The following is a 22,094-nucleotide window of genomic DNA, read 5'->3' as shown; positions in this document are numbered from 1 at the left end:
CGTCAGCGGGCAGGGGTGATGACCATTCCCGCCTGCTTGACGAAGCGGGCGAGCGTGCGTGCCTGCTCCTCGGTGTTCCAGGCATGGAACGAGGCGCGCAGCACGTTGCCGCGAAAGTCGTGCGCGTAGTCGGCGGTCTTGAGGATTTGCGAGAGTGCCTGCGGATCGTCGCAGGCAAGGCAGAGGGTGCCGCCCCGGTTCGACCAGCCCAGCGATTGTCTGCATTCGTCCTCGAAAGCGGCGATGCAGGCGTGGTTGTTGGCGAGGATCTGCTCCTGTCCGATCGACAGTATGGTGCGAATGCCCTGGGCGGCCAGTGCAAAGGGGGCGACCGAGGGGGTGCCGCCCTGGAAGCGGCGCGCGTCGGGGGCATAGCGGAAGTCGCGGATGTCGAAAGCGAAGGGATTCTCGTGCGAAAACCAGCCGACGTCGAGCGGGGCCAGCGCGGGGATGAGCGTTTCACGGATATGGAGGTAGCCCGCGCCGGGGCCGCCGCAGAGCCATTTCACGCAGGATCCGATCACCGCGTCCACGCCCCAGCGGGTCGGCGAAAGCGGCAGGATTCCGGCGGACTGGGCGGTATCGACGATACTGACGGCGCCGTGACGGCGGGCCAGCGCCGCGATCTCGGCCAGCGGCGCTACGAGGCCGGTGTTCGAATGGACATGCATCGCGATCACCGCGGCGACCGCACCGTCGCAGTGGCGTTCCCATGTGGCCGGATCGGACGGGTCTTCGTGGGCGGGAATGAAGCGGGGGGTGAGGCCGAGCCGCGCCAGCGGCGCCAGCACGAAACCGATCGTCGGGAACGACTGTTCGCTCAGCAGCACCACGTTCTTGCCGGGCGCGAGGCTGAGGCCCGAAAGCAGCGTGAACAGGGCGGCCGAAACGCTTGTCTGCGGGGCGACGCTGGCCGGCTCGACGCCGAGCAGGGCGGCGACCTGCTCGCGGAAGCCGTCGATCGTCTCCAGCCAGAGCGGCCAGGCATCGCCGCCAGCCTGCCGCCAGGGCGCCAGCATGTCCGTGTCGAGCGCGGCGGCGGCGGCGCGGGGCTGGCAGCCGACCGAGTGGGCCAGCAGGTAGGCGCCGTTTTCGGCCGGGACGTGGAACAGGTCGCGCGGATGGCTCATGCCGCGCGGGGTCCGATGCTGGCGCGCACGCGGCCGTAGTCCTGGCCCCAGTCGTCGGTCATTTCCACCCGGACGTCCCACAGCGCGGGGAAGAAACGGTGCCGGGCGCCTGCCTGAAGGAGATCGACAGAACGACCCTTAAGCGATGCAGAACCCATGCCTATCGACCGATGGATCAGGAAAATGTGGTGCCAGCGGAACTTGCCGAAGAGTTCGTCGAGTTCGATCAGGGCTTCGGCCAGGACATAGGCCTCGTCATGGGCAAAACCCTGGTCGTAGATCTCGCGGACGGTGCGGCCCGCGCCGGTGACATAGGCCTTGTCGAAGCTGTGCCACAGCTCGGGAATGATGCGCAGCAGGATGCGGAAGCCGGGCGATTCCTGTCCGCTGCCATTGCCGAGCTGGAGGCGGATTTCCTGGTATTCGCGCGGGGACATCGTTTCCAGCAGGTCGAGCTGGGCAATCATCATGCGCATCAGCCGGTGGCAGCGGCCGAGCAGGGTATTGGCCTGGAGGGCGCGCCCCCCGGCGATGCAGTCGTCGATGTCGAGCACGGTCGCGGCCATCAGCTTCATCCACAATTCCTCGACCTGGTGGACGATCTGGAACTGGAGTTCGTCGGCATTGCACAGCGCGTCCCACGGTTTCTGGCAGGCGAGCAGGCGGTCGGTCCTGAGGTAGACTTCGTAATCGAGCGCGGCGGGCGCGGCGAGCTGTTCGTATACCTTGGCGCGATCCATGATCTCTCCCCTTCGTGGCTGTCTTCTCCAAGGACAATAGCAGCGCCCGGATGAAACATTGGTCTTGATTGGACGGCGATTGCGGGGATATCAGGAACAGATTAGAGTTTTATGGACATTTGGAAGGACATTTGTTTCATGCCCGATCTCGATCCCGCCGACATGCGCCTGCTCCGCGCGCTCGAACGTGACGCGCGGCTTTCGTTCGCCAGCCTTGGCGAAGCGGCGGGCATGTCGAAGACGCCGACGTGGAAGCGCGTGCAGGCGATGGAGAAGGCCGGTGTCATCGCCGGCTACCGCGCGGTGATCGATGCGGCGGGGATCGGCCTGTCGACGAGCGCCTTCGTCCATGTCTCGATCGCGTTCGACCGCCACGAGGCGTTCGAGCAGGCGGTGCAGGACGAACCCGCGGTGCTCGCCTGCCATGCGACGGTGGGGGATTTCGACTATCTCCTGCAGGTCGTCACCGCCGGGGTGCCCGAGCTTGACGACCTGCTGCGCAACCGCCTGCGCCGCCTGCCGGGGGTGCACCGCTTCACCACGACGCTGGCGATGCGCGACGTGAAGCCGCGCGCCTACCTGACCGACGCGGCGGGCTGATCAGCCGCGCCCTTGCGGCGCCTCCAGATCGAGCTGGGGTCCCGCCGGCACGATCCCGGTGGGATTGATGCCGCGGTGGCTCTCGTAATAGTGCCCCTTGATGTGCTGGAAGTTGACCGTCTCCGCCACCCCCGGCGTCTGGTAGATGGCACGCAGATAGGCCTGCAGCGCGGGATAGTCCGCGATCCGGCGCAAGTTGCACTTGAAGTGGCCGACATAGACCGCATCGAAGCGGATCAGCGTGGTAAACAGGCGGATGTCGGCCTCGGTCATGGCATCGCCCACCAGCCAGGGCTGGCGGGACAGGCGGTCTTCCAGCCAGTCGAGGCTCTCGAACAATTGCCCGAAGGCTTCCTCGTAGGCCTCTTGCGAGGTCGCGAAACCGGCCTTGTAGACGCCGTTGTTGACGGTGTCGTAGACCCGCGCGTTCACCGCGTCGATCTCTGCGCGCAGGGCTTCGGGATAGAAGTCTCCCGCCCGCGCGCCGAGGCCGTCGAAGGCCGCGTTGAACATGCGGATGATCTCCGCGGATTCGTTGCTGACGATGGTTCCGGTCTGCTTGTCCCACAGGATCGGCACCGTCACCCGGCCGGTATAGCGCGGGTCGGCCTTGACGTAGACTTCGTGGAGGTTGGCCGCGTGGTTCACGCTGTCGGCAATGACGCCGGGGGCGGGATCGAAGGTCCAGCCGCGTTCGAGCATCAGCCAGTTGACCACCGAGACGCCGATCATCGCCTCCAGGCCCTTGAGCGCGCGGACGATCAGCGTGCGGTGGGCCCAGGGGCAGGCGAGGCTGACGTAGAGGTGATAACGCCCCGCCTCGGCCGTGAAGCCGCGGCCGCCTTCGTGGATCGGGGCGCCGTCCGCGGTCACCCAGTCGCGGAACGCGGAATCCTTGCGCACGAACCGGCCGCCGGTCGATTTCGTGTCGTACCAGACGTCGTGCCAGACGCCGTCGACCAGCTTACCCATTGTTCTGCCTCGATTCTCAATTGGAACGTGGAAGTATCGGGCATCGGAGGCAGACTGTAAATCAGGTTGCGGCGCGCCGACCGAGGGGCAGGAAGGGCGGGGGGAGCCCCTCAGGTCGGCGCGCCGCAGGCGGTTCGGACAGGCGAAAGGCTTACCAGCCGATCGCCACCGAACCGCGCAGGGCAAGGTTGGTGTGGCCGTGGCGATCCTCGGCCGAAAGTTCGCCGCCAAGCGTCAGCCCCACGGTGCCGCCGATCGCGCGCAGGCGGGCGTACCAGCCGCTCGTCGCATCGTCGCCGGCGAGGCGGAAGTCCTGGCCGCCGTCGAAGTGGGCGGTGGTGGCGCCCACGCCGCCGCTCACGACCTCGCGCCAGCCGCCTTCGGTTTCCATGCGGAACCAGTTGTCGTCACGGCCCTTGGCGCCCATGAAATCGATGCCCACGGTCATGCCGCCGTTGACGCCGAGTTCGTCGCTGGTGCGCGAGGCGACCGTGAGGTCGAGCGCCTTGCCGCCGCCGGTTTCGGTGTAGCCGTCTTCCTTGAGGCGGATGTAGTCCACCGAGACGCCCGGACGGAAGTAGAAGTACTTGCCGCCGCCTTCCCACGAGGCGCCGCCCGCGAAGGTGACGAAGTTGCCGTTCCAGCTGCCGTCGATCGCGCGGTTGATCGTTGTGGCGTCTGCCACGCCGACGAACTTGCGCTCGCTGTCATAGCTCGCGCGGCCGATCGAGCCGCGGGCATAGGCGGCCACCGGGCCGCTTTCGTGGCGCCAGTGACCGGCTAGTTCCCACGAGTTCGACTTGATTTCGCTGGCCGCGCCGCGCGTGTAGCGGTTCCACAGGTAGGCGAGGGTGCCGCCGAAGTAGCCGATATTCGTGGCATATTCCGCGCTGAGCGACATCGCGTAGCCCTGCAGGTTGTAGGCGGCGCTGGCGCCGGTGCCCTTGTCGCTGCCCCAGAACGAAAGGTTCGCGCGGGTGACCAGGCGGGACTCGCCGAAGACCGGGCCCTGCGGGTCCTGAAGCTGGCGGGTCAGCGTGCGCACGCCCATCGAGATGCCTTCGAAGGCACCGCCGGCATGGTCGGGCAGCATTTCGCTCACGTGTTCGCGGAAGGCATCGCCGTTGGTATCGCCGAGGAACACCTTCTCGATGTCGTCATCCTTGGCGAGCGCGGCGAAGATCGCGTCATAGGCGGTGGACTGCGAGCGGTTGAGGCCAAGCTCCCGCACGGTGCGGCGGGCGACGTCGACGACGATCACGTTGGCCGGGGCGTCCTTGTCGAGCGTGGCCTTGAACATGAAGGGCACGAGGTCGGTCGCGGTTTCCAGCTTGTCGCGGCCGGTCAGCGAACCGGCGGTGAGGACGGTATAGTTGCCTTCGGCGGTCGAGACGTCGGCAAGCCGCAGCGAGAGCTTGGCGCCTTCCGCGAACGCGGCATTGCCCGCCACGGTGAGCGCCGTGCCCTGACCCGCCGCCTTGTCGAGCGTGACTGCCAGAACGCCCTTGGCGCCCACCTCCAGCGAGGCGATCGAGGCCGGTTTGCTGACGCCCAGGGTGCCGCCGGTGACCTTGACGGCAAGGCCGCCGGAATTGGCCAGCGCGCCCGAGAACACGGCGCTGTCGGCCAGCGTCAGGGTATCGGCGCCGCCGCCGAAGTCGGCGGTGCCGGTGAAGCGGGACGTGCCTGCCAGGCGCATCGCGTCGGTGCCCGACCCGAAAGTGACCTTGCCGGTCTGCACCGCGTCGCCCGAAAGCGCCAGGGTGTCGTTGCCGCCGCCGAAAGTGACGTTGCCGGTCACGGTGCCGTCGGCAATCGTGAAGGTGTCGTTGCCCGAGCCGAGGCGCACGTCGCCGGTGATGGCGGGCGCGGTGTAGGTGGCGGCGACTTCGGTCTGGCGGATGGTCACGTCCGTGGTGGTGCCAGACAGGTCGATGGCGATGTTGCGCCCGCTGTCCGCCTTGGCGCCGGTGGCCGAGATGGTGCCGCTGTTCTCGATCAGCGTGAGCGTGCCGGAGGCATCGCGGATGGCAACCGCGGTGCCGTTCTCGCCGGTGCTGGCCTTGATCGTGCCGGAGTTGCGCAGCGCGGGCAGGCTGGCGCCGGATTCGATCTTCACGGCGGTGGCGAGCGAGGCGGCGGTGTTGCCGCTGGCGGCGGAGATGGTGCCGCCGTTCTGGAGCTGCGGCGTCGATGCGCCGGCGCCGAGGCGGATCGCGGTGGCGGCGGCGTCCTTGGAGTTGGCGGAGACCGAACCGGTCACGCCGATGCCGTTGGCGATGGTGACGTTGCCGCCGAGCCCCCCGATGACAAGCCCATTGCCGTCGACGCCGGTGTAGACGCCGTCGCCCAGCACCGAGCCTTCGATCTGGAGGCCGAAGCCGCTGGCGGTGCCGGCAACCGGCCCGATCGCCACGTCGCGGCCCGCCGCGCCGATCACCATGGCCGGGGCCTTGCCGTAGGAGGCGATCTTGGCGGTGCCTTCCTTGGCGTCGTCGATGCCGTCGCCGTCCTCGTCGGCCTTGTTGGGATCGCTGTCCTTGGGCGGCACGGCCAGGACGATGCCGCCGGTGACATTGCCGCCGATGACCAGTGCCGAGCCGCCTTGCAGCAGATCGTCGGCATCGAGCTTCGAAGGATCGGCGGGGGCGGTGGTGTAGCGATAGCCGGTCGAGGCGACAGTGCCCTGGATCACCATCGCGCCGGTCACGTCGCCGCCGAAGCGGGCGGCGACGGCGTTGGCGCCCTGCGCCGAGACTGATCCTGCGAGGCGCACGTTGCCGTTGATCGCGCCGGTCTCGACGCCGACGGTGTTGTCGCCCAGCACGCTGGTGGTGCCGTCATGCAGGAAGGCGCCGTTCAGGGTGCCGCCGATGCGGATGCCGGCGGAATTGTTGCCCTTGACGGTGATCGTGCCGCTCTGGGTGAGCTTGCCGGTGTGATCGCCCTCGATCCCGATGCCGGTGCGGTTCGTGCCGAGCGCGAAGGGGCCGTCGAGGTCGCCGTCCTTGTCGGTGTCGGTCGGCGTGTAGGTCTCGTCGATGGTGATGGTGCCGGTGTTGACGATATCGCCGCTGGTCCCGGCGAGCGCGCGGATGCCGGTGGCGCCGTTGGCGTTGCTGATCGACAGGGTGCCGGCATTGGCGACGGCATTGTTGCTGTCCATCGTGATCGCGGTGCCCGAAGTGAGCACGACCGAGCCGTCCTTGGTCACATTGATCGCGTCGGCCGCGCCGCTCTTGATGGTCGAGGTGAGGAGGGGGGCAGTCTTCTTGGTCGTCACGTCTTCCGCGTGAGCGGCATTGGCTGCGGCGGCGAGGGCCAGCAGCGCAGTGGAAGCAAGCAGGTAGCGAGGCATCTTCGTCCCTTCAGATCGATCTCGAAGGGGGAGACGGAGGCCTTGCCGGGCGGCCTTGAAAAAAGTTCGGGGTGGTTGGAGCAGCGTCCGCTTCCGCTTCCCACCCAAAACAGACCTTCCCTTACCGCTCAGGCTGAGCCTGTCGAAGCCCCCACGACGTGGCGCAAGGCTTCCCATCCTTCGACAAGCTCAGGATGAGCGGGGTGGGTGCGCGTGTTTCCGAGCCCGCCTGCCCCGCCTAGAACTTCGCGTCGAAGCCCAGGCGCACGGTGCGGGGGCGCAGCGGGGTCACCTGCTCGCGCCCGGTGGCAAGCGGGGTGCCCAGCGCGAATCGGTTGCCGCGCGTGTCGGCGAGGTTGGTGACGCTCAGCGTCACGCCGTGGCCGGCATTGCCGAGCCGCAGGTCGAAGCCGCTGTCGAAGTAGTTGCCCTGCAGCATGCCGAGGTCCGGCCCGATGCCGAGGCGCGACTTGCCGAGGTAGCTCGCCCAGGCATTGCCGGTGAGGGCAAGGTCCTCGCTCACCTCGTGGTTCCAGGTCAGCGCGGCGCGTCCGGCGAAGCGGGCGATGTTGGGCACCTGCATCGCCAGCGCTTCCACGGTGCTGGCGGCAAACGCGTATTTCAGCGCGCCTTCGTAGTCGGGCTTGTCGATCCGGCTGTGGTTGAATGCCGCGCCCGCCTCGAAGCGCAGGCCTTGCACGATCTGCACGCCGCCCGAAAGGCTGGCCGACCAGACGCGGCCGTCGCCGATGTTGGCGGTGCTCGGCAGGCCGGCGCTGTCGGTGAAGTCGGCCTGGATGTCGCGCCAGCGGGTGTAGGAGAGGCTGAGCGCCAGATCGAACGGGCTGACCCCCGCGCGGCCATGGCGGGCGCCGATCTCGGCCGTGCCGGTGCGGTCGTTGCGGAAGCGGCGCACGTAGTCGCTCTCGATCGCGAAGCCGCCGGGGCGGAAGCCCTGCTGGTAGCGGACGTAGAGCTGGTCCTCGGGTGAGAACTCGGCATGGAGCGCGAGCGAGGGCAGGAAGGCGGTGAAGGTGCGCCGCGCCGTCACCCCGCGCGCGGCGAGCATGACGGCCATCTGGTCGCTCACGTCCTCGCCGTTGCCGCCGAGCCGGGCACGGGTGAAGCGCCCTCCCGCGGTGGCGGTGAAGGGGCCGGTCAGGTGCAGGCTGGCTTCGCCGTAGAGGGTGAATTCGCCGACGGTATTGCGCACGCCGGTGGCGGAACTGCGCGCGGCGAGTGCCTCGAAATCACGCGTCAGCCGGGTGCGGTTGTGGGTGTAGCTGGCGCCGAGCAGCCAGCCGAAGCCGTGGCTCTGCGGCTGCCAGATGCGGGTTTCATGCGCGAACATGCGGGTGGCGTTGGCTTGCTCGAACAGGCGCGCCGGACCGTCGGGCTCGCTGGCGTCATAGCGCTCGTGAAGGTTCTGCCGCACCGCGCCGGTGGTCGAGCGCAGCTCCAGCGCGCCGATCCGGCCCGCCAGGACCACTTGCCCCAGCGCATAGTCCGCGTTCGAACCCTCGCGCACGCGGGCCGAGCTTTCCAGCGCCTTGCCGTCACGGTCGGCATACTGGCTGTCGTCGGCCTCGGTGGACTGGGCCAGGCCGATCACGTCCACCGTCCACTCCGGCGCGAGCCTTACCCGCAGCGCCGCCCGCCCGCCGACTAGGTCGGTGCGGTTGACGTTCTTGCGGTCCATCAGCGGCTTGTCGATGTAGCCGCCGTAGCTGGCGGTATCGAGCGTGGCGCGAAAGGCGGCGACGTCTTCCACCACCGGCAGGTTGACGGTGGCGCTGAGGTCGGCCGATGGCGCGCCGTGCTGCGTCACCGCGCCGCCCATGATGATCGAGCCGCCGGTGCGGTCCATTTCCGGCGCATTGGGTACGAGGCGGATGATCCCGCCCAGCGACCCGGCGCCGTAAAGCGTGCCCTGGGGCCCTTCCAGAACCTCGACCCGGGCAAGGTCCGACAGGCGCAGGTCGGGATCGGGGGCGTTGTAGGTGAGCCGCATGTCGCCAAGGTACTGGCCCACGGTCGCCTGGGTCGGGCCGGTGAAGCTGGAATCGGCGATGCCGCGGATGAACAGCTTGTTGCGCCCGCTGCCAAGGTGGGTGGAGGCGACCGTGGCCAGGCGGCGGATGATCTTCTCGCTGCCGCCGATGCCGCCGCTCTCCAGCGTGTCGCCGCCGATCACGGTGACCTGCGCGGGGATCTGCTCGAGCCTGAGGTCGCGCTTGCTGGCGGTGACGATGATCGGCGGATGGGGCGCGTCCGGGATGCGGATGGCGACGGGGGCGGCATGGACGGGCGGTTCGGCCACCACGCGCCCTTTGGGCGGCAGGGCTTCGAGCCGCCAGCCCGCCTTGCCGACCGGAACCGCGCGGGCGCGGGCCGCGCGGGCCAGGCGCGCCACGGCGTCGCGCGCGCGCATCCGGCCGTGCAGGGCCGGGATATGCCGCCGGGCCAGCGCGGGATCGGCGATGACGATGCTGGTGCCGGTCTGACGGGCGAGATCGCTGGCGGCGGTGCCGGCCTCGCCCTCGCGCGTGGTCACCATCTCGGCGCCGTCGTCGGCGGCCTGCGCTGCCGCGCCGAGCGGCAGGTGCAGGGCCATCGCGGCCGTCAGCAGGAGAGGCGCGCGGCGCATCGGGTCAGGGCTTGCCAATCATCCAGCGGTCACCCTCGCGGCGCACGTCGAGGCCGAGCAGGGCGCCGATCATCTGCGGATCGTCGCGCACCGGGGTGACGAGGATGCTGCCCGAAATCGCCATCTCGGCGCCGGGGCGGGCGGCAAAGGCGATGCCGGTCGCGCGGCTGAGGCGGTCGGCGACCTCGCGCAAGGGGGCGGCGTCGAACGTCAGCCGGCCCTCGCGCCATTCGCCGACCTGGGAGGCGGGAACCTTGTCCAGAGTGACGGCGCCGGCCTCGGCCACCAGCCGGTCGCCGGGGGCAAGGCGCAGGTTCTCGGCCTTGGGATTGTAGCCGACCGCGCCTTCGGCAACGCCGACGCTGAGGTGCGCGCCCTCGCGGGTGACGTCGAACACGGTGCCCAGGTCGACCAGCGTGGCATCGCCCGCCTCGACATGGAACGGGCGCGCGGCGTCGTGGCGCACGGTGAACAGCGCCTGTCCCGTGTCGAGCTCGGCGTAGCGGGCATCCTTGCGATCGAGCCGGATCACGGTGGCCCCGGCAAGGTCGACCCGGGTGCCGTTTTCCAGATCGAGCGAGCGCATCTGCCCCGGCGCGGTCTCGACCGTGTAGAGATCGCGCGACGAGCCATGCCAGACCCACAGGCTGCCGATGACGGCGAGCGAGGCGGCCACGGCGCTGCCCAGCCAGAAGCGGCGGGGGGCGGCGTGGGCGCTGTGGTCGGTGTCGTCGTCGTTGGCGGCGGGGGTGACCGGTTCCGGTGCCTGAGCCGCCAATTCCGCCGCTTGTGCCACGGCTGCGCTGACCGCGTCGTAGGCCCGGGCATGGGCCGGGTCGGCCTCAAGCCACTGCATGAAGCCTTCCCAGTCCTCGAACCCGGGTTCGCCGGTCAGCACTGCCCAGCGGGCGGCCTGATCGCGGATCGCATCGTCGCGCATCGTATCCTTACCTGTCATCGCGCGGACCTCCTGCTGCGATGACGGAGACGATTGCCTCAAGCCTCATCGCGGCGTTCCTTCCACTCGCCGAGCGCGCGATAGGCGATGCGCAAGTCGCTTTCCACCGTGCTGAGGCTGACGCCGAGTTCCGAGGCGACCTCGCGCTGCGCCACGCCGTCGATGCGGTGGCGGCGAAAGGCGCTGGCGGCACGCGGGCCGAGCCGGTCGAGCACGCGCAGGACCGCGGCGGCTTCCTGTGCGGCAGCGGCGCGGCGCTCCGGCGAGGGTTCGGCGGATACGCCGGCAAGATCGGAGTGCACCTCGGTCCAGTCGCGGTCGCGCTTGTCGGCCTGGCGCTGCGAGCGGTAGCGGTCGATCATCAGCAGGTCGGCCATGCGCATCAGGTAGGGCAAGGGGGAGGCGACCGGGCCGGGAGTGCTTGCCTGGATGCGCAGCCAGACTTCGTGCAGCAGGTCCTCCGCCGCATCGCCCGCGCCGCGAGCGCGCAAAAACCGCAGCAACGCATCGCGGTGTGCAAGGAAGGCGGCTTCGAGGCCGGCACCGGGGGAGGGCGAAGTCACGGAAATGGCTGGGTCGGTTCTAGTAATCGCGGCGCTTCAGATAGACGTTCGCGGCGCTCAGGGGAAGAAGTCGTTTTGTTACAAATACGCAGGAAAAAGGCGGCTCCTTTCGAAGCCGCCTGTTCGCGTTACTTGGGGCGGAGTGAATTCAGTCGCGGTTCTTGCCGAAAGCGACGATCTGCAGCAGGCCGCCGGCCATCGCCACGTTCTTGAAGAAGTGGATGAACTGGTTCTGGTCGGCGAGGTGGTTGTGGAAGAAGGCCGCGGTGAGCAGGCTGAAGACCGCCAGCACCGCCGCCACGGTGCGGACCCGGTAGCCCGAGATCAGCACGAGGCCGCCGATCACTTCGACCACCACCGCGCCGGCCAGCGCTGCGGCGGGGAGCGGAAGGCCGGCCGAGGCGATATAGGCGATCGTGGCGGCAGGGGCGGCCAGCTTCGAGAGGCCGGAAAGGATGAAGATGGCGGCGATCATCACCCGGCCGACGAGCGGCAGGTGGCGCACGAGCGTGGTTTCGGTGGCGGCGGATGCGGTCTGGCTGGCAGTGTTCATGGCATGATTCCCTGTGTGTTCTGTTGCAGCAGGGCCGGCCATTCGTTGCACCGGCGCCTCTTGATGGGGAGAAGATGGCGCGGTGCGGTGATTTCGAAAATGCTTATAAAGTCATCTCTATTGTTCGAGAATATGGAATAGTCTCGGGGCGAGAAAAGGGACCGGCAGCGCGACGGGGGGTGGGGTGCTGCCGGTCCCAAGGTGTTCGGAAGATGGCCGGGGCCGGGTCCGAACGGGGTCTTGGCGCGCTTGATGCCAGGACCGTAAGAACAACTGGTCTGCGCGGCGGGCGGGGGCGGCCGCTTTCGTAAAGGGTTCAGGCCGCCGCTGCTGCCAGGCGGCCGATCCGCCAGGCCCGCGGGGTGGTGCCCACCGCCTTGCGGAACAGCCGCGTCAGGTGCGCCTGGTCGGTCAGTCCGCAGGCGCAGGCGATCTGCGAGAGCGATTCCCGGGTCTCCATCATGAGCCGCTGCGCGCGGTGGACGCGCTGGCGGATCAGATAGCTGTGCGGCGGCTCGCCGACGCTCGACTTGAAGGCGCGGCTGAAATGGCCGGTGCTCAGGCGCACCAGCGCGGCGAGATCGTCGCAGCCGAGCGGGGCGGCGAGGTTTTCGTCGACGTGGCGGATCACCTTGCGCAGCTGCCATTCGGCCAGACCGCCCCGGGCCAGAGGCTGGGAGCCGGGTGCCCCGGACGATGGGAGGGCCGGGGCATTTGCGGGCATGACGGTTTCAAGACGTTCCGGTCCGGCCTGGCCGGGGGAGGGAAGCGGTTGAAGCATAGGGGATACTCCAGTCTCTGCTTGCCGGATTACAATAGATTGATCCGGGAAAACGAAGTGATTCGCCAGTGCTTTGTTTGTACTTCAATTGCTACGATTGATTTTCACTTTAAAAACAACTTTTAATTAACGCGAATTTTACCATCCTCTTCGGCCGTCTTCCGCGGGAATGTTTGGGCAACGCCCTGTGCCGCGAAATGCGCTTTTCGCGCATGTCCGAATGGGATCTCAGATATCGGGCAATTCGGCGCTCGACGGGTCCAGTGCGCTTTGTGCGACGAAGCGGTCGATCAGCCAGGCGGCGGCGGGGCCGGGTGGGGTGTCGCGCCGCCAGATGCCGGCGAAACGGTAGATGCCGCCCGGCTGGTCGGGCATGCTGAGGCGGATCAGGGTGCCGGCGACCAGATCGGGTTCGATCATCGGCAGCGGCATGTTGCCCCAGCCGATGCCCTCGCGCAGCAGCGCGTGCTTGGAGCCGAGGTCGGCAAGGCGCCAGGTCTTGGGGCTCATCACCGCGAAGTCGCGCCCTTCGGTGAAGCGCGAGCGGTCGGACAGCACCAGCTGCGTATAGTCGCGCCCCGCCCCCGGCGCGATGTCGGTCATGCGGCCGAGCGGATGGTCGGGCGCGGCAACCGGGACCATGGCCACCGATCCCATCGACACGCTTTCCAGCCCCTCGACCCCGGCGAACAGCGGGCCGGACAGGCCGATCGCGGCGGTGCCGTCGAGCACCATCGCGGTCACCGCGCCGAGCGCCTCGACGTGGAGGCGCAGCTGCACGGTGGGAAACTCGGCGGCGAAGGCGCGCAGGATCGCGCCGAGCCGCTCGGCCGGGAACATGACGTCCACCGCCAGGTCCACTTCCGCTTCCAGGCCGTCGAGCAGGCCTTTGACTTTGGCGCGCAGGCTGTCGACCCCTTCGGCAAGGCCCCGCGCCTCGGTCAGCACCGCGCGGCCCGCCACCGTGAGCTGCGGCTTGCGGGTGCCCTCACGGTCGAACAGGATGAGGCCCAGTTGCGTCTCCAGGTTGGCGATCCCATAAGAGATCACCGAAACCGCGCGGTTCAGCTGGCGCGCCGCGCCTGCGAAACTGCCGGTGTCCACCACGGCGAGGAAGATGCGCAGCTGGTCGAAGGTGGGCGTGCCCGGGTTGCTCACTGATCAATTCCCCACTTGCCAACTTAATAGAATAGTACGGTCGATTTTATCCATCTGATCTGGAAAGATGGCAAGGGCTATATGGGTCTTCGACGAGGCGGACGCCGGATTTGACCGGCATCCCCGCCCAGACAGGAGATTTAGGACCATGATCGAACTTCGCCCCTTCGACAGCCTCGGCGGTGCCAACCACGGCTGGCTGGACGCCAAGCACCACTTCTCGTTCGCCGGCTACCACGATCCGGCCCGTGTCCACTGGGGCAACCTGCGCGTCTGGAACGACGACGTGATTGCGCCCAAGACCGGCTTCCCGCCGCACCCGCACCGCGACATGGAAATCATCACTTATGTCCGTGAAGGCGCGATCACCCACCAGGACAACCTGGGCAACAAGGGCCGCACCGAGGCCGGCGACGTCCAGGTGATGAGCGCGGGCACCGGGATCCAGCACTCGGAATACAACATGGAAGACGTCGAAACGCGCATCTTCCAGATCTGGATCATCCCCACCCGCAACGGCGAACAGCCGAGCTGGGGTTCGCGTCCCTTCCCCAAGGGCGAGCGTTCGGGCCAGTTCGTGACGCTGGCTTCGGGCTATGAGAACGACAACGATGGCGATAACGGCGCCCTGCCGATCCGCACCGACGCCAGGGTCGTGGCGGCCACGCTGAAGGCCGGCGAGACCGCCGAGTATCCGCTGGGCAAGGACCGCAAGGGCTACCTCGTTCCCGCCACCGGCGCGGTGCAGATCGATGACGTTCGGGTCAATGCCCGCGACGGCGCCGCGATCAGCGATCTCGACGTGCTGCGGGTGACCGCGATCGAGGACAGCGAAATCGTCCTCGTCGACGCCGCCTGATAACAAGAACCTGACAACAAGGGGGGCGGGTGCCCACCGGCGCCCGCCCTGCCTTTAACGGAGAGCCGATCATGTCCGTGCATTCTTCCGATGTCGAAGGCGTAGACCTCGTCATCCTTCCCTCGGTCCGCGATCTGGGCGACGGCTTCAAGGTCCGCCGCGCGCTGCCGGTCGCGCAGCGCCGCATGGTCGGTCCCTTCATCTTCTTCGACCAGATGGGCGAGGCGGTGTTCAAGTCGGGCGAAGGGCTCGACGTGCGGCCCCACCCGCATATCGGTCTTTCCACGCTGACCTATCTGATCGAGGGCGAGATCCTGCACCGCGATTCGCTGGGTTCGGTCCAGCCGATCCTGCCGGGTGAGGTCAACTGGATGACCGCCGGCAGCGGCATCGTCCATTCCGAGCGCACCTCTCCCGAGAACCGCGCCAGGGGCGGCAAGCTGTTCGGCCTGCAGACCTGGGTGGCGCTGCCCAGGGAGCACGAGGAAATCGGCGCCTCCTTCGCGCACCACAAGGCGGACGAGATGCCCGTCAGCGAGGACGCCGGCACGCGCTTCACGCTGATCGCCGGTACGTCGGACGGCATGACTTCGCCGCTCAAGACCTATTCGGACATGATCTATGCCGACATCGTGATGCTGGACGGCGCGCGCTATCAGCTCAAGGCCGAGCATGTCGAACGCGCGGTCTACGTCGTCAGCGGCGCGGTGGAAGTCGTCGGCCAGAACGGCACGTTCGGCGAGGGCGAACTGGTGGTCTTCCAGCCCGGCGCCGAACTGGTGCTGCGCGCCAAGGGGCATACTCGCCTGATGCTGCTCGGCGGCGAGCCGCTGCCCGAACAGCGCCACATCTTCTGGAACTTCGTCTCCTCGTCGAAGGATCGTCTCGAACAGGCGAAGGACGACTGGAAGGCCCAGCGTTTCCCCGCCGTGCCGGGCGAGCCCGACTTCATTCCGCTTCCTGCCTGAGAGGCCCGGTCATGACCCAAGCTACCGCCACCATCGGCCAGACCCCCTGGCGCACCGAAATCGTCGTGAACGGCCATGCCATCACTGCCGACGAGCCTGCTGCGCTCGGCGGGCAGGGGGCAGGGCCGGCGCCTTACGACCTGCTGCTCGCCAGCCTCGGCGCCTGCACCGCGATCACGCTGAAGATGTACGCTGCGCGCAAGGGCTGGGAGTTCGGCGACCTCACCGTCGATCTCGCGCTCAAGGGCGGCAAGGGCGATCTGCAGATTGCCCGCACGCTGACCATCACCGGGCTGGACGATGATCAGAAGGCCCGCCTGGCCGACATCGCCGAGCGCACGCCGGTGACGCTGACCTTGAAGAACGGATTGCCGATCGAGACGCGTCTGGCGTGATGGTGGTGACCTGACTGTTCCCGATCCCGCTCAGCCTGAGCTTGTCGAAGGCCCCGGAGGCCGGGCGCGGGGTTTCCATCCTTCGACAAGCTCAGGATGAGCGGGCTTCGGCAGGCTCAGCCTGAGCGGGCTTCGACAGGCTCAGGATGAGCGGAGAGGGTGGGAAAGCACGCGCTGCAAGCGGCCATTCCTGCGTAAAAAGCGCTTGGAACCGGCCCGCAAATCGCACAGGGTCCGCCGATGGCCGCGCCTGTCCGGGGGGATGCGCGGCGCCAAGGAGCACAAGACGGGTCCCATGCATATCGCTTCATCCGAGCCGGGTGAAAGTGCCAGGCCGCAGCGCTGGTACAGCCACCTCTATTTCCAGGTCCTCGTCGCCATCGCGCTGGGCGTATTGATCGGCCATTTCCGCCCCGACGCGGGCGAGGCGCTGAAGCCGCTGGGCGATGCCTTCATCAAGCTGGTGAAGATGGTGATCGCGCCGGTCATCTTCCTCACCATCACCACCGGCATCGCGGCAATGCGCGACCTGAAATCGGTGGGCCGCGTGGCCGCCAAGGCCTTTGCCTATTTCCTGTTCTTCTCCAGCCTGGCACTGGTGGTCGGCCTGATCGTCGCCAACGTGGTGCGGCCCGGGCACGGGCTCAACATCGATCCCGCGACGCTCGATGCCTCCAAGGTCGCGCTCTATTCGGAAAAGGCGCACGAGACCTCGCTCACCGGCTTCCTGATGGCGATGATCCCCGAGACGTTCCTGTCCTCGATGACCGAGGGGAACATCCTGCAGGTCCTCGTCGTCGCGATCCTGTTCGGTGTCTCGCTCGCCATGCTGGGCGATCGCGGCGCCCCGGCGCTCTCGCTGCTGGAGACGATCTCGCTGGTCTTCTTCAAGCTGGTGTCGATCGTCATGAAAGCCGCGCCGATCGGGGCGTTTGGCGCCATGGCCTTCACCATCGGCAAGTACGGCGTCGAAAGCCTTGCCAACCTCGCGGGGCTGGTGGCGACCTTCTACCTCACCTCGGCGCTGTTCGTCTTTGTGGTGCTGGGCACGGTAGCGCGATTGTGCGGGTTCTCGATCTTTGCGCTGGTGGCCTACCTGAAGACCGAACTCTTGCTGGTGCTGGGCACCTCGTCTTCCGAAAGCGCGCTGCCGCTGCTGATGGAGAAGCTGGAGCGCGCGGGCTGCCCGCGCCCCGTGGTCGGGCTCGTCGTGCCGACCGGCTACAGCTTCAACCTCGACGGCACCAATATCTACATGACGCTGGCGGCGCTGTTCATCGCGCAGGCCTGCAACGTCCACCTCTCGCTGGGCGAGGAACTGCTGCTGCTGGGTGTTGCCATGCTCTCGTCCAAGGGCGCGGCGGGGGTGACCGGGGCGGGCTTCATTACGCTCGCGGCCACGCTCTCCATCGTGCCCTCGGTGCCGGTGGCGGGCATGGCGCTGATCCTCGGCGTCGACCGCTTCATGTCGGAATGCCGCAGCCTGACGAACTTCATCGGCAATGCGGTGGCGACGGTGGTGGTCTCGCGCTGGGAGCGTTCGATCGACATGGAGCGCTTCCGCGCGGTTATCGCCAATCGCGGCGACGGCCATGCGCAAGCGGCACCGCCGGTGGTCGGTGCCGGGTAACCACCGGTGCATTAATTGCAATCGTCACGGCGTGACACGGCATCGTCGCCGGTCTATCGCTCAGCCGCGAGCCCGTGCCGTCGCCCATCCCCCCGGGTGGAACAGTCTCCAGGGGCGCCGCCGTTCGGCGGCGCCGCCCTTTGCGGCCGGGCATCTCGAAGTTTGAGGAAAGGTCGCCGATGTCCCCCACCCGCCACGCCGCAGCCCGCGCGCTGCTCTCCGATCCGCTGACCAACAAGGGCACGGCCTTCACCGAGGAGGAGCGCGACGAGTTCGGCCTGCACGGGCTGCTGCCGCCGCATGTCGGCACGCTGGACAGCCAGATCGAGCGCCGCCGCAACGCCCTGGAGGACAAGGAAAGCGACTTCCAGCGCTACGCCTTCCTGCGCGAACTTCAGGATTCCAATGAAGTGCTGTTCCACGCGCTGGTGCAGAGCGACCTGCCGCGCATGCTGCCGCTGGTCTACACGCCGACCGTGGGCGAGGGCTGCGAGCGTTTCAGCGAGATCTACCGCCGCCCGCGCGGCCTGTTCCTCAGCTATTCCAACCGCCACCGCATTGCCGATATCCTCTCCGATCCGGCCTATGACCGCGTGAAGGTGATCGTCGTCAGCGATGGCGAGCGTATCCTCGGCCTTGGCGATCAGGGCGCGGGCGGCATGGGCATTCCGATCGGCAAGCTGGCGCTCTACACCGCCTGCGCGGGCATTCACCCGGCCGAAGTGCTGCCGATCCTGCTCGATCTCGGCACCGACAACCATGCGCTGCGCGAAGATCCGCTCTACATCGGCTACCGGGCGCCCCGCGTGCGCGGCAAGGACTACGACGATTTCGTCGAGGCTTTCGTGTCCGCCGTGAATGACCGCTTTCCCGGCGTCATGCTGCAGTGGGAGGATTTCGCGGGCAAGAACGCCTACGACCTGCTGGTGCGCTACCGCGACCGCCTGCTGAGCTTCAACGACGACATCCAGGGCACGGCTGCCACCGCCGTCGGCACGCTGCTTTCGGCGATCCGCAAGACCGGCGTGCCGATCACCGAGCAGCGCGTGGTGCTGTTCGGCGCCGGCGCGGCGGGCAGCGGGGTTGCCGAGATGCTGGTGCAGGCCATGCAGCTCGAAGGCCTCAGCGAAGCCGATGCGCGCGCGAAGATCTGGGCGGTCGACCGCGACGGCCTGATCCTCTCCGACGTTCCGCGCATGCCGCCGCAGCAGGTGAAGCTGGCGCACGATCCTGCCGATATTGCCGGCTGGAATCTCTCGGGCAGCAACATGATCACGCTGCAGGACACCATCGCCAACGTGAAGCCCACCGTGCTGATCGGCACCTCGGGCCAGAAGGCGGCCTTCGACGAGCGCGCGATCCGCACCATGGCCGAGCATGTCGAACGCCCGGTGGTGTTCCCGCTTTCCAACCCGATCTCGCGCGCCGAAGCCCACCCGGCCGACGTGCTGGAATGGACCGCAGGCAAGGCCATCGTCGGCACCGGCAGCCCCTTCGGCATTGCCGGGGTGACGCAGGTCAACAACGTCTACGTCTTCCCCGGCATCGGCCTCGGCGCGCTGGCGAGCGGGGCCACGACGGTCAGCGACGGCATGTTCATGGCCGCCGCGCGCCGCCTTGGCGAACTGCATGAGGGTGACGAGGGCCTGCTGCCGCCGGTCACCGCGCTGCGCGAAGTGGCGCTGGAAATCGCCGTTGCCGTCGTCGAACAGGCGGTGGCGGAAGGCCTTGCCACGGCCGAGCCCGAAGCGCTCACGCGCGAGAGCATCGCGGCGAGCATGTGGAAGGCGGAATACGCCTGACATGACAGAGGCGGCGAACGTGGTGCGGGTTGGCCTGATCGGTTACGGCTATGCCGGGGCGACCTTCCACGCGCCGCTGATTTCGGCAGTGCCGGGGCTTTCGCTCGATGCTTTCGTGTCGAGCAACCCGGCGCCGATTTCCGAGCGCTACCCGCAGGCGACGGTTCACGCACAGGCCGATGCGCTGCTGCGCGATCCGGCCATCGATCTGGTCGTCATCGCCGCGCCCAATCCCACGCATTTCCCGCTGGCGGCAGCGGCGATGCGGGCGGGCAAGCATGTCGTCGTCGACAAGCCCTTCACGCTGGACCTTGCCGAAGCGCGCGCGCTGATCGCGCTTTCGCAGGAGACCGGGCGCAATCTGACGGTGTTTCACAATCGCCGTTGGGACAGCGATTTCGCCACTGTCCGCAAGGCCTTAGGCGAAGGGCTGGTGGGCGATCCCGTCCACCTCGAAACCCGTTTCGACCGCTTCCGCCCGCAGGTCCGCAACCGCTGGCGGGAGAACGCCGGGCCGGGGGCAGGCGTGTGGTTCGATCTGGGTCCGCACCTTGCCGATCACGCGCTGTTGCTGATGGGCCTGCCGGACCGGGTGACGGCCTCGCTCGCCCTCCAGCGCGAAGGCGCGCAGGCCGATGACTGGGCCCATGTCGTGCTGAGCTTTGGCGGCAAGCGGGCGATCCTCCACGCCTCGATGCTGGTATCGGGCGGCTCGCCGCGTTTCGTCGTTCACGGCACTGGCGGCAGCGCGGTGAAGCAGGGCATGGACGTGCAGGAGAGCCAGCTTGTCGCCGGCATCATCCCCGGCGCCGAGGGCTGGGGTGACGATTCCGATCCGCTCGTGCTGCACACGGCCGAAAACCCCCCGCGCAGCATTCCCGCAGAGCGCGGCGACCAGCGCGAGTTCTATCGCCTCGTTGCCGAAGCGGCGCAGGGCAGGGCGGCGAACCCGGTGCCGCCGATCCAGTCGCTGGCGGTGATGGCGGTGATCGAGGCGGCGCAGCAATCGGCTGCGGAAGGGCGCTCGGTGGAACTGCCACTGACTGAGGCAGAGCGGTCGGCTTGGGCTGCAAGCCGAGTCTAATCGCCCGAAGGGCATTCAAGAAAGCAGAGATTCCGGGGGATGATCCCCCGGACCCGCGAAACGTCTTCGCTGCGCTTTGCCTATCTGTTGTGCGCTCATTGCGAGCAGTTTTTTTGATGGCCTGCGGCGGCAAGGAAAGCGCAGCGGATATCGGCACACAACGAAGACGGTAACGGGGGTGCAGGGGGCAATGGCCCCCTGCTTTTACTCTTCAGTCTTCAGAGAATTCCCGGCAGATCCAGCCCCTTCTCCCGCGCACAATCGAGCGCGATCTCATAGCCCGCATCGGCGTGGCGCATCACGCCCGTCGCCGGATCGTTCCACAACACGCGCTCCAGACGCTTGGCTGCTGCTTCGGTGCCGTCGGCGACGATCACCATGCCCGAATGCTGCGAATAGCCCATGCCGACGCCGCCGCCGTGGTGCAGCGAGACCCAGGTCGCGCCCGAGGCCGTGTTGAGCAGGGCATTGAGCAGCGGCCAGTCGGAGACCGCGTCCGAACCGTCGCGCATGGCTTCGGTCTCGCGGTTGGGTGAGGCGACGGAGCCGCTGTCGAGGTGGTCGCGGCCGATCACCACAGGGGCCTTCAACTCGCCGTTCCTGACCATCTCGTTGAAGGCGAGGCCCAGCCGGTGGCGGTCACCCAGGCCGACCCAGCAGATGCGTGCGGGCAGGCCCTGGAACTGGATCTTCTCGCGCGCCATGTCGAGCCAGTTGTGCAGGTGCGCGTGGTCGGGCAGCAGTTCCTTCACTTTGGCGTCGGTCTTGTAGATGTCCTCGGGATCGCCCGAGAGCGCGGCCCAGCGGAACGGCCCGACGCCGCGGCAGAACATCGGGCGGATATAGGCGGGGACGAAGCCGGGGAAATCGAACGCGTTCTCGACGCCTTCGTTCTTCGCCATCTGGCGGATGTTGTTGCCGTAATCGGTGGTGGGCACGCCCGCCGCCTGGAAGTCCAGCATGGCCTGGACGTGGACCGCCATGGAGGCCTTGGCGGCCCTGGCGACGGCTTCCGGCTCACGCTCGCGGCGCTCGATCCATTCGGCGACGGTCCAGCCGGCGGGCAGGTAGCCGTTGACGGGATCGTGGGCGGAAGTCTGGTCGGTGAGGAGATCGGGACGGATGCCGCGCGCGTAGATTTCGGGGAGCAGTTCGGCGGCATTGCCGAGCAGGCCGACCGAGACCGGCTTCCTGTCGGCATTGGCCTTCTCGATGATCGCCATGGCCTCTTCGATGGTGCTGGCGGCAACATCGAGATAGCCGGTGCGCAGGCGCATTTCGATGCGGCTGGGCTGGCACTCGATGGCAAGGCACGATGCGCCGGCCATCACGGCGGCCAGCGGCTGCGCGCCGCCCATGCCGCCAAGGCCGGCGGTCAGCAGCCACTTGCCCGAAAGATCGCCATCGTAGTGCTGGCGGCCCATTTCGACGAAGGTCTCGTAAGTGCCCTGAACGATGCCCTGGGTGCCGATGTAGATCCACGAACCGGCGGTCATCTGGCCGTACATGGCAAGGCCGCGCTTATCGAGTTCGTTGAAGTGCTCCCAGTTCGCCCATTCCGGCACGAGGTTGGAATTGGCGATCAGCACGCGCGGCGCATCGGCATGGGTGCGGAACACGCCCACCGGCTTGCCGGACTGGACGAGCAGCGTCTCGTCGTCGTTCAGGCGGCGCAGGGTCTCGACGATCCTGTCGTAGCTTTCCCAGTCGCGCGCGGCGCGGCCGATGCCGCCGTAGACCACCAGTTCCTCAGGCCGTTCGGCGACGTCGGGGTGGAGGTTGTTCATCAGCATGCGCAAGGGGGCTTCGGTGAGCCACGATTTCGCGGAAAGTTCGGCGCCGGTCGCGGGCTTGATGACGCGGCTGTTGTCGAGGCGGGTCATGGTGTTTCCTCAG

The 22,094-nt window shown here is 67.8% G+C and carries 18 protein-coding genes; 7 read left to right on the top strand and 11 right to left on the bottom strand.

Annotated features, from left to right (window positions below; translation table 11 throughout):
* Window positions 1-2 precede the first annotated feature (2 nt).
* Entirely contained in the window at window positions 3-1,130 is a 1,128-nt protein-coding gene (locus OKA11_RS04105; RefSeq protein WP_267218939.1) for an aminotransferase class V-fold PLP-dependent enzyme, read from the bottom strand.
* Window positions 1,127-1,870, bottom strand: coding sequence for a tryptophan 2,3-dioxygenase family protein (locus OKA11_RS04100; protein WP_267218938.1), 744 nt, complete (start codon window positions 1,868-1,870; stop codon window positions 1,127-1,129). Before OKA11_RS04100 ends, OKA11_RS04105 begins: the two co-directional genes overlap by 4 nt.
* Window positions 1,871-2,008: 138 nt before the next feature.
* Between OKA11_RS04100 and OKA11_RS04095 the strand changes: the two genes are divergently transcribed.
* Window positions 2,009-2,470 carry an Lrp/AsnC family transcriptional regulator gene (locus OKA11_RS04095; RefSeq protein WP_267218937.1) on the top strand — a complete coding sequence of 154 codons (462 nt, stop codon included), beginning with the start codon at window positions 2,009-2,011 and terminating at the stop codon, window positions 2,468-2,470.
* On the opposite strand, the gene OKA11_RS04090 is transcribed toward OKA11_RS04095, so the two are convergent.
* From OKA11_RS04090 to OKA11_RS04055, 8 genes are all read right to left on the bottom strand, one after another.
* Window positions 2,471-3,442: a glutathione S-transferase family protein gene (locus OKA11_RS04090; protein ID WP_267218936.1), complete on the bottom strand. Its 972-nt coding sequence runs from the start codon at window positions 3,440-3,442 to the stop codon at window positions 2,471-2,473.
* A gap of 151 nt (window positions 3,443-3,593) precedes the next feature.
* A complete protein-coding gene (locus OKA11_RS04085) occupies window positions 3,594-6,800 on the bottom strand; it encodes an autotransporter outer membrane beta-barrel domain-containing protein (protein ID WP_267218935.1) in 3,207 nt (1,068 codons plus the stop codon).
* A 238-nt stretch (window positions 6,801-7,038) separates the two neighbouring features.
* Window positions 7,039-9,447 carry a TonB-dependent receptor gene (locus OKA11_RS04080; RefSeq protein WP_267218934.1) on the bottom strand — a complete coding sequence of 803 codons (2,409 nt, stop codon included), beginning with the start codon at window positions 9,445-9,447 and terminating at the stop codon, window positions 7,039-7,041.
* A gap of 4 nt (window positions 9,448-9,451) precedes the next feature.
* Window positions 9,452-10,405 carry a FecR family protein gene (locus OKA11_RS04075; protein ID WP_267218933.1) on the bottom strand — a complete coding sequence of 318 codons (954 nt, stop codon included), beginning with the start codon at window positions 10,403-10,405 and terminating at the stop codon, window positions 9,452-9,454.
* 38 nt (window positions 10,406-10,443) lie between these two features.
* Window positions 10,444-10,968 (bottom strand): RNA polymerase sigma factor, encoded by a 525-nt coding sequence (locus OKA11_RS04070; protein WP_267218932.1) that lies wholly within the window; start codon window positions 10,966-10,968, stop codon window positions 10,444-10,446.
* A gap of 148 nt (window positions 10,969-11,116) precedes the next feature.
* Window positions 11,117-11,521, bottom strand: a complete 405-nt coding sequence (locus OKA11_RS04065) for a DoxX family protein (protein WP_267218931.1) — start codon at window positions 11,519-11,521, stop codon at window positions 11,117-11,119.
* A 316-nt stretch (window positions 11,522-11,837) separates the two neighbouring features.
* On the bottom strand, window positions 11,838-12,302 hold the full coding sequence (locus tag OKA11_RS04060; protein ID WP_267218930.1) for a helix-turn-helix domain-containing protein: 465 nt from the start codon (window positions 12,300-12,302) through the stop codon (window positions 11,838-11,840).
* A gap of 228 nt (window positions 12,303-12,530) precedes the next feature.
* Window positions 12,531-13,460, bottom strand: coding sequence for a LysR family transcriptional regulator (locus tag OKA11_RS04055; protein ID WP_267218929.1), 930 nt, complete (start codon window positions 13,458-13,460; stop codon window positions 12,531-12,533).
* Between the two features lie 148 nt (window positions 13,461-13,608).
* On the opposite strand from OKA11_RS04055, the gene OKA11_RS04050 reads away from it, so the two are divergent.
* The 6 genes from OKA11_RS04050 to OKA11_RS04025 all read left to right on the top strand — a co-directional run bounded on the left by OKA11_RS04050 (window position 13,609) and on the right by OKA11_RS04025 (window position 20,198).
* Window positions 13,609-14,319 (top strand): pirin family protein, encoded by a 711-nt coding sequence (locus OKA11_RS04050; protein ID WP_267218928.1) that lies wholly within the window; start codon window positions 13,609-13,611, stop codon window positions 14,317-14,319.
* A gap of 71 nt (window positions 14,320-14,390) precedes the next feature.
* A complete protein-coding gene (locus OKA11_RS04045; protein ID WP_267218927.1) occupies window positions 14,391-15,287 on the top strand; it encodes a pirin family protein in 897 nt (298 codons plus the stop codon).
* A gap of 11 nt (window positions 15,288-15,298) precedes the next feature.
* Window positions 15,299-15,682 carry an OsmC family protein gene (locus tag OKA11_RS04040; protein WP_267218926.1) on the top strand — a complete coding sequence of 128 codons (384 nt, stop codon included), beginning with the start codon at window positions 15,299-15,301 and terminating at the stop codon, window positions 15,680-15,682.
* A 295-nt stretch (window positions 15,683-15,977) separates the two neighbouring features.
* A complete protein-coding gene (locus OKA11_RS04035; protein ID WP_267218925.1) occupies window positions 15,978-17,312 on the top strand; it encodes a dicarboxylate/amino acid:cation symporter in 1,335 nt (444 codons plus the stop codon).
* A 179-nt stretch (window positions 17,313-17,491) separates the two neighbouring features.
* The gene (locus tag OKA11_RS04030; protein WP_267218924.1) at window positions 17,492-19,114 is read left to right on the top strand and encodes an NAD-dependent malic enzyme; all 1,623 of its coding nucleotides are present in this window, start codon (window positions 17,492-17,494) and stop codon (window positions 19,112-19,114) included.
* Between the two features lies 1 nt (window position 19,115).
* Window positions 19,116-20,198 carry an oxidoreductase gene (locus tag OKA11_RS04025; RefSeq protein ID WP_267218923.1) on the top strand — a complete coding sequence of 361 codons (1,083 nt, stop codon included), beginning with the start codon at window positions 19,116-19,118 and terminating at the stop codon, window positions 20,196-20,198.
* A gap of 218 nt (window positions 20,199-20,416) precedes the next feature.
* Here OKA11_RS04025 and hutU read toward each other — a convergent pair whose 3' ends face one another.
* Window positions 20,417-22,081, bottom strand: a complete 1,665-nt coding sequence (hutU, locus tag OKA11_RS04020) for a urocanate hydratase (RefSeq protein ID WP_267218922.1) — start codon at window positions 22,079-22,081, stop codon at window positions 20,417-20,419.
* Between the last annotated feature and the right edge of the window lie 13 nt (window positions 22,082-22,094).

The organism is Novosphingobium clariflavum, assembly GCF_026420865.1.
Lineage (GTDB): Bacteria > Pseudomonadota > Alphaproteobacteria > Sphingomonadales > Sphingomonadaceae > Novosphingobium > Novosphingobium clariflavum.
The sequence above is the reverse complement of the archived record's forward strand: the minus strand, read 5'-3'. Positions and strand labels throughout refer to the sequence as shown.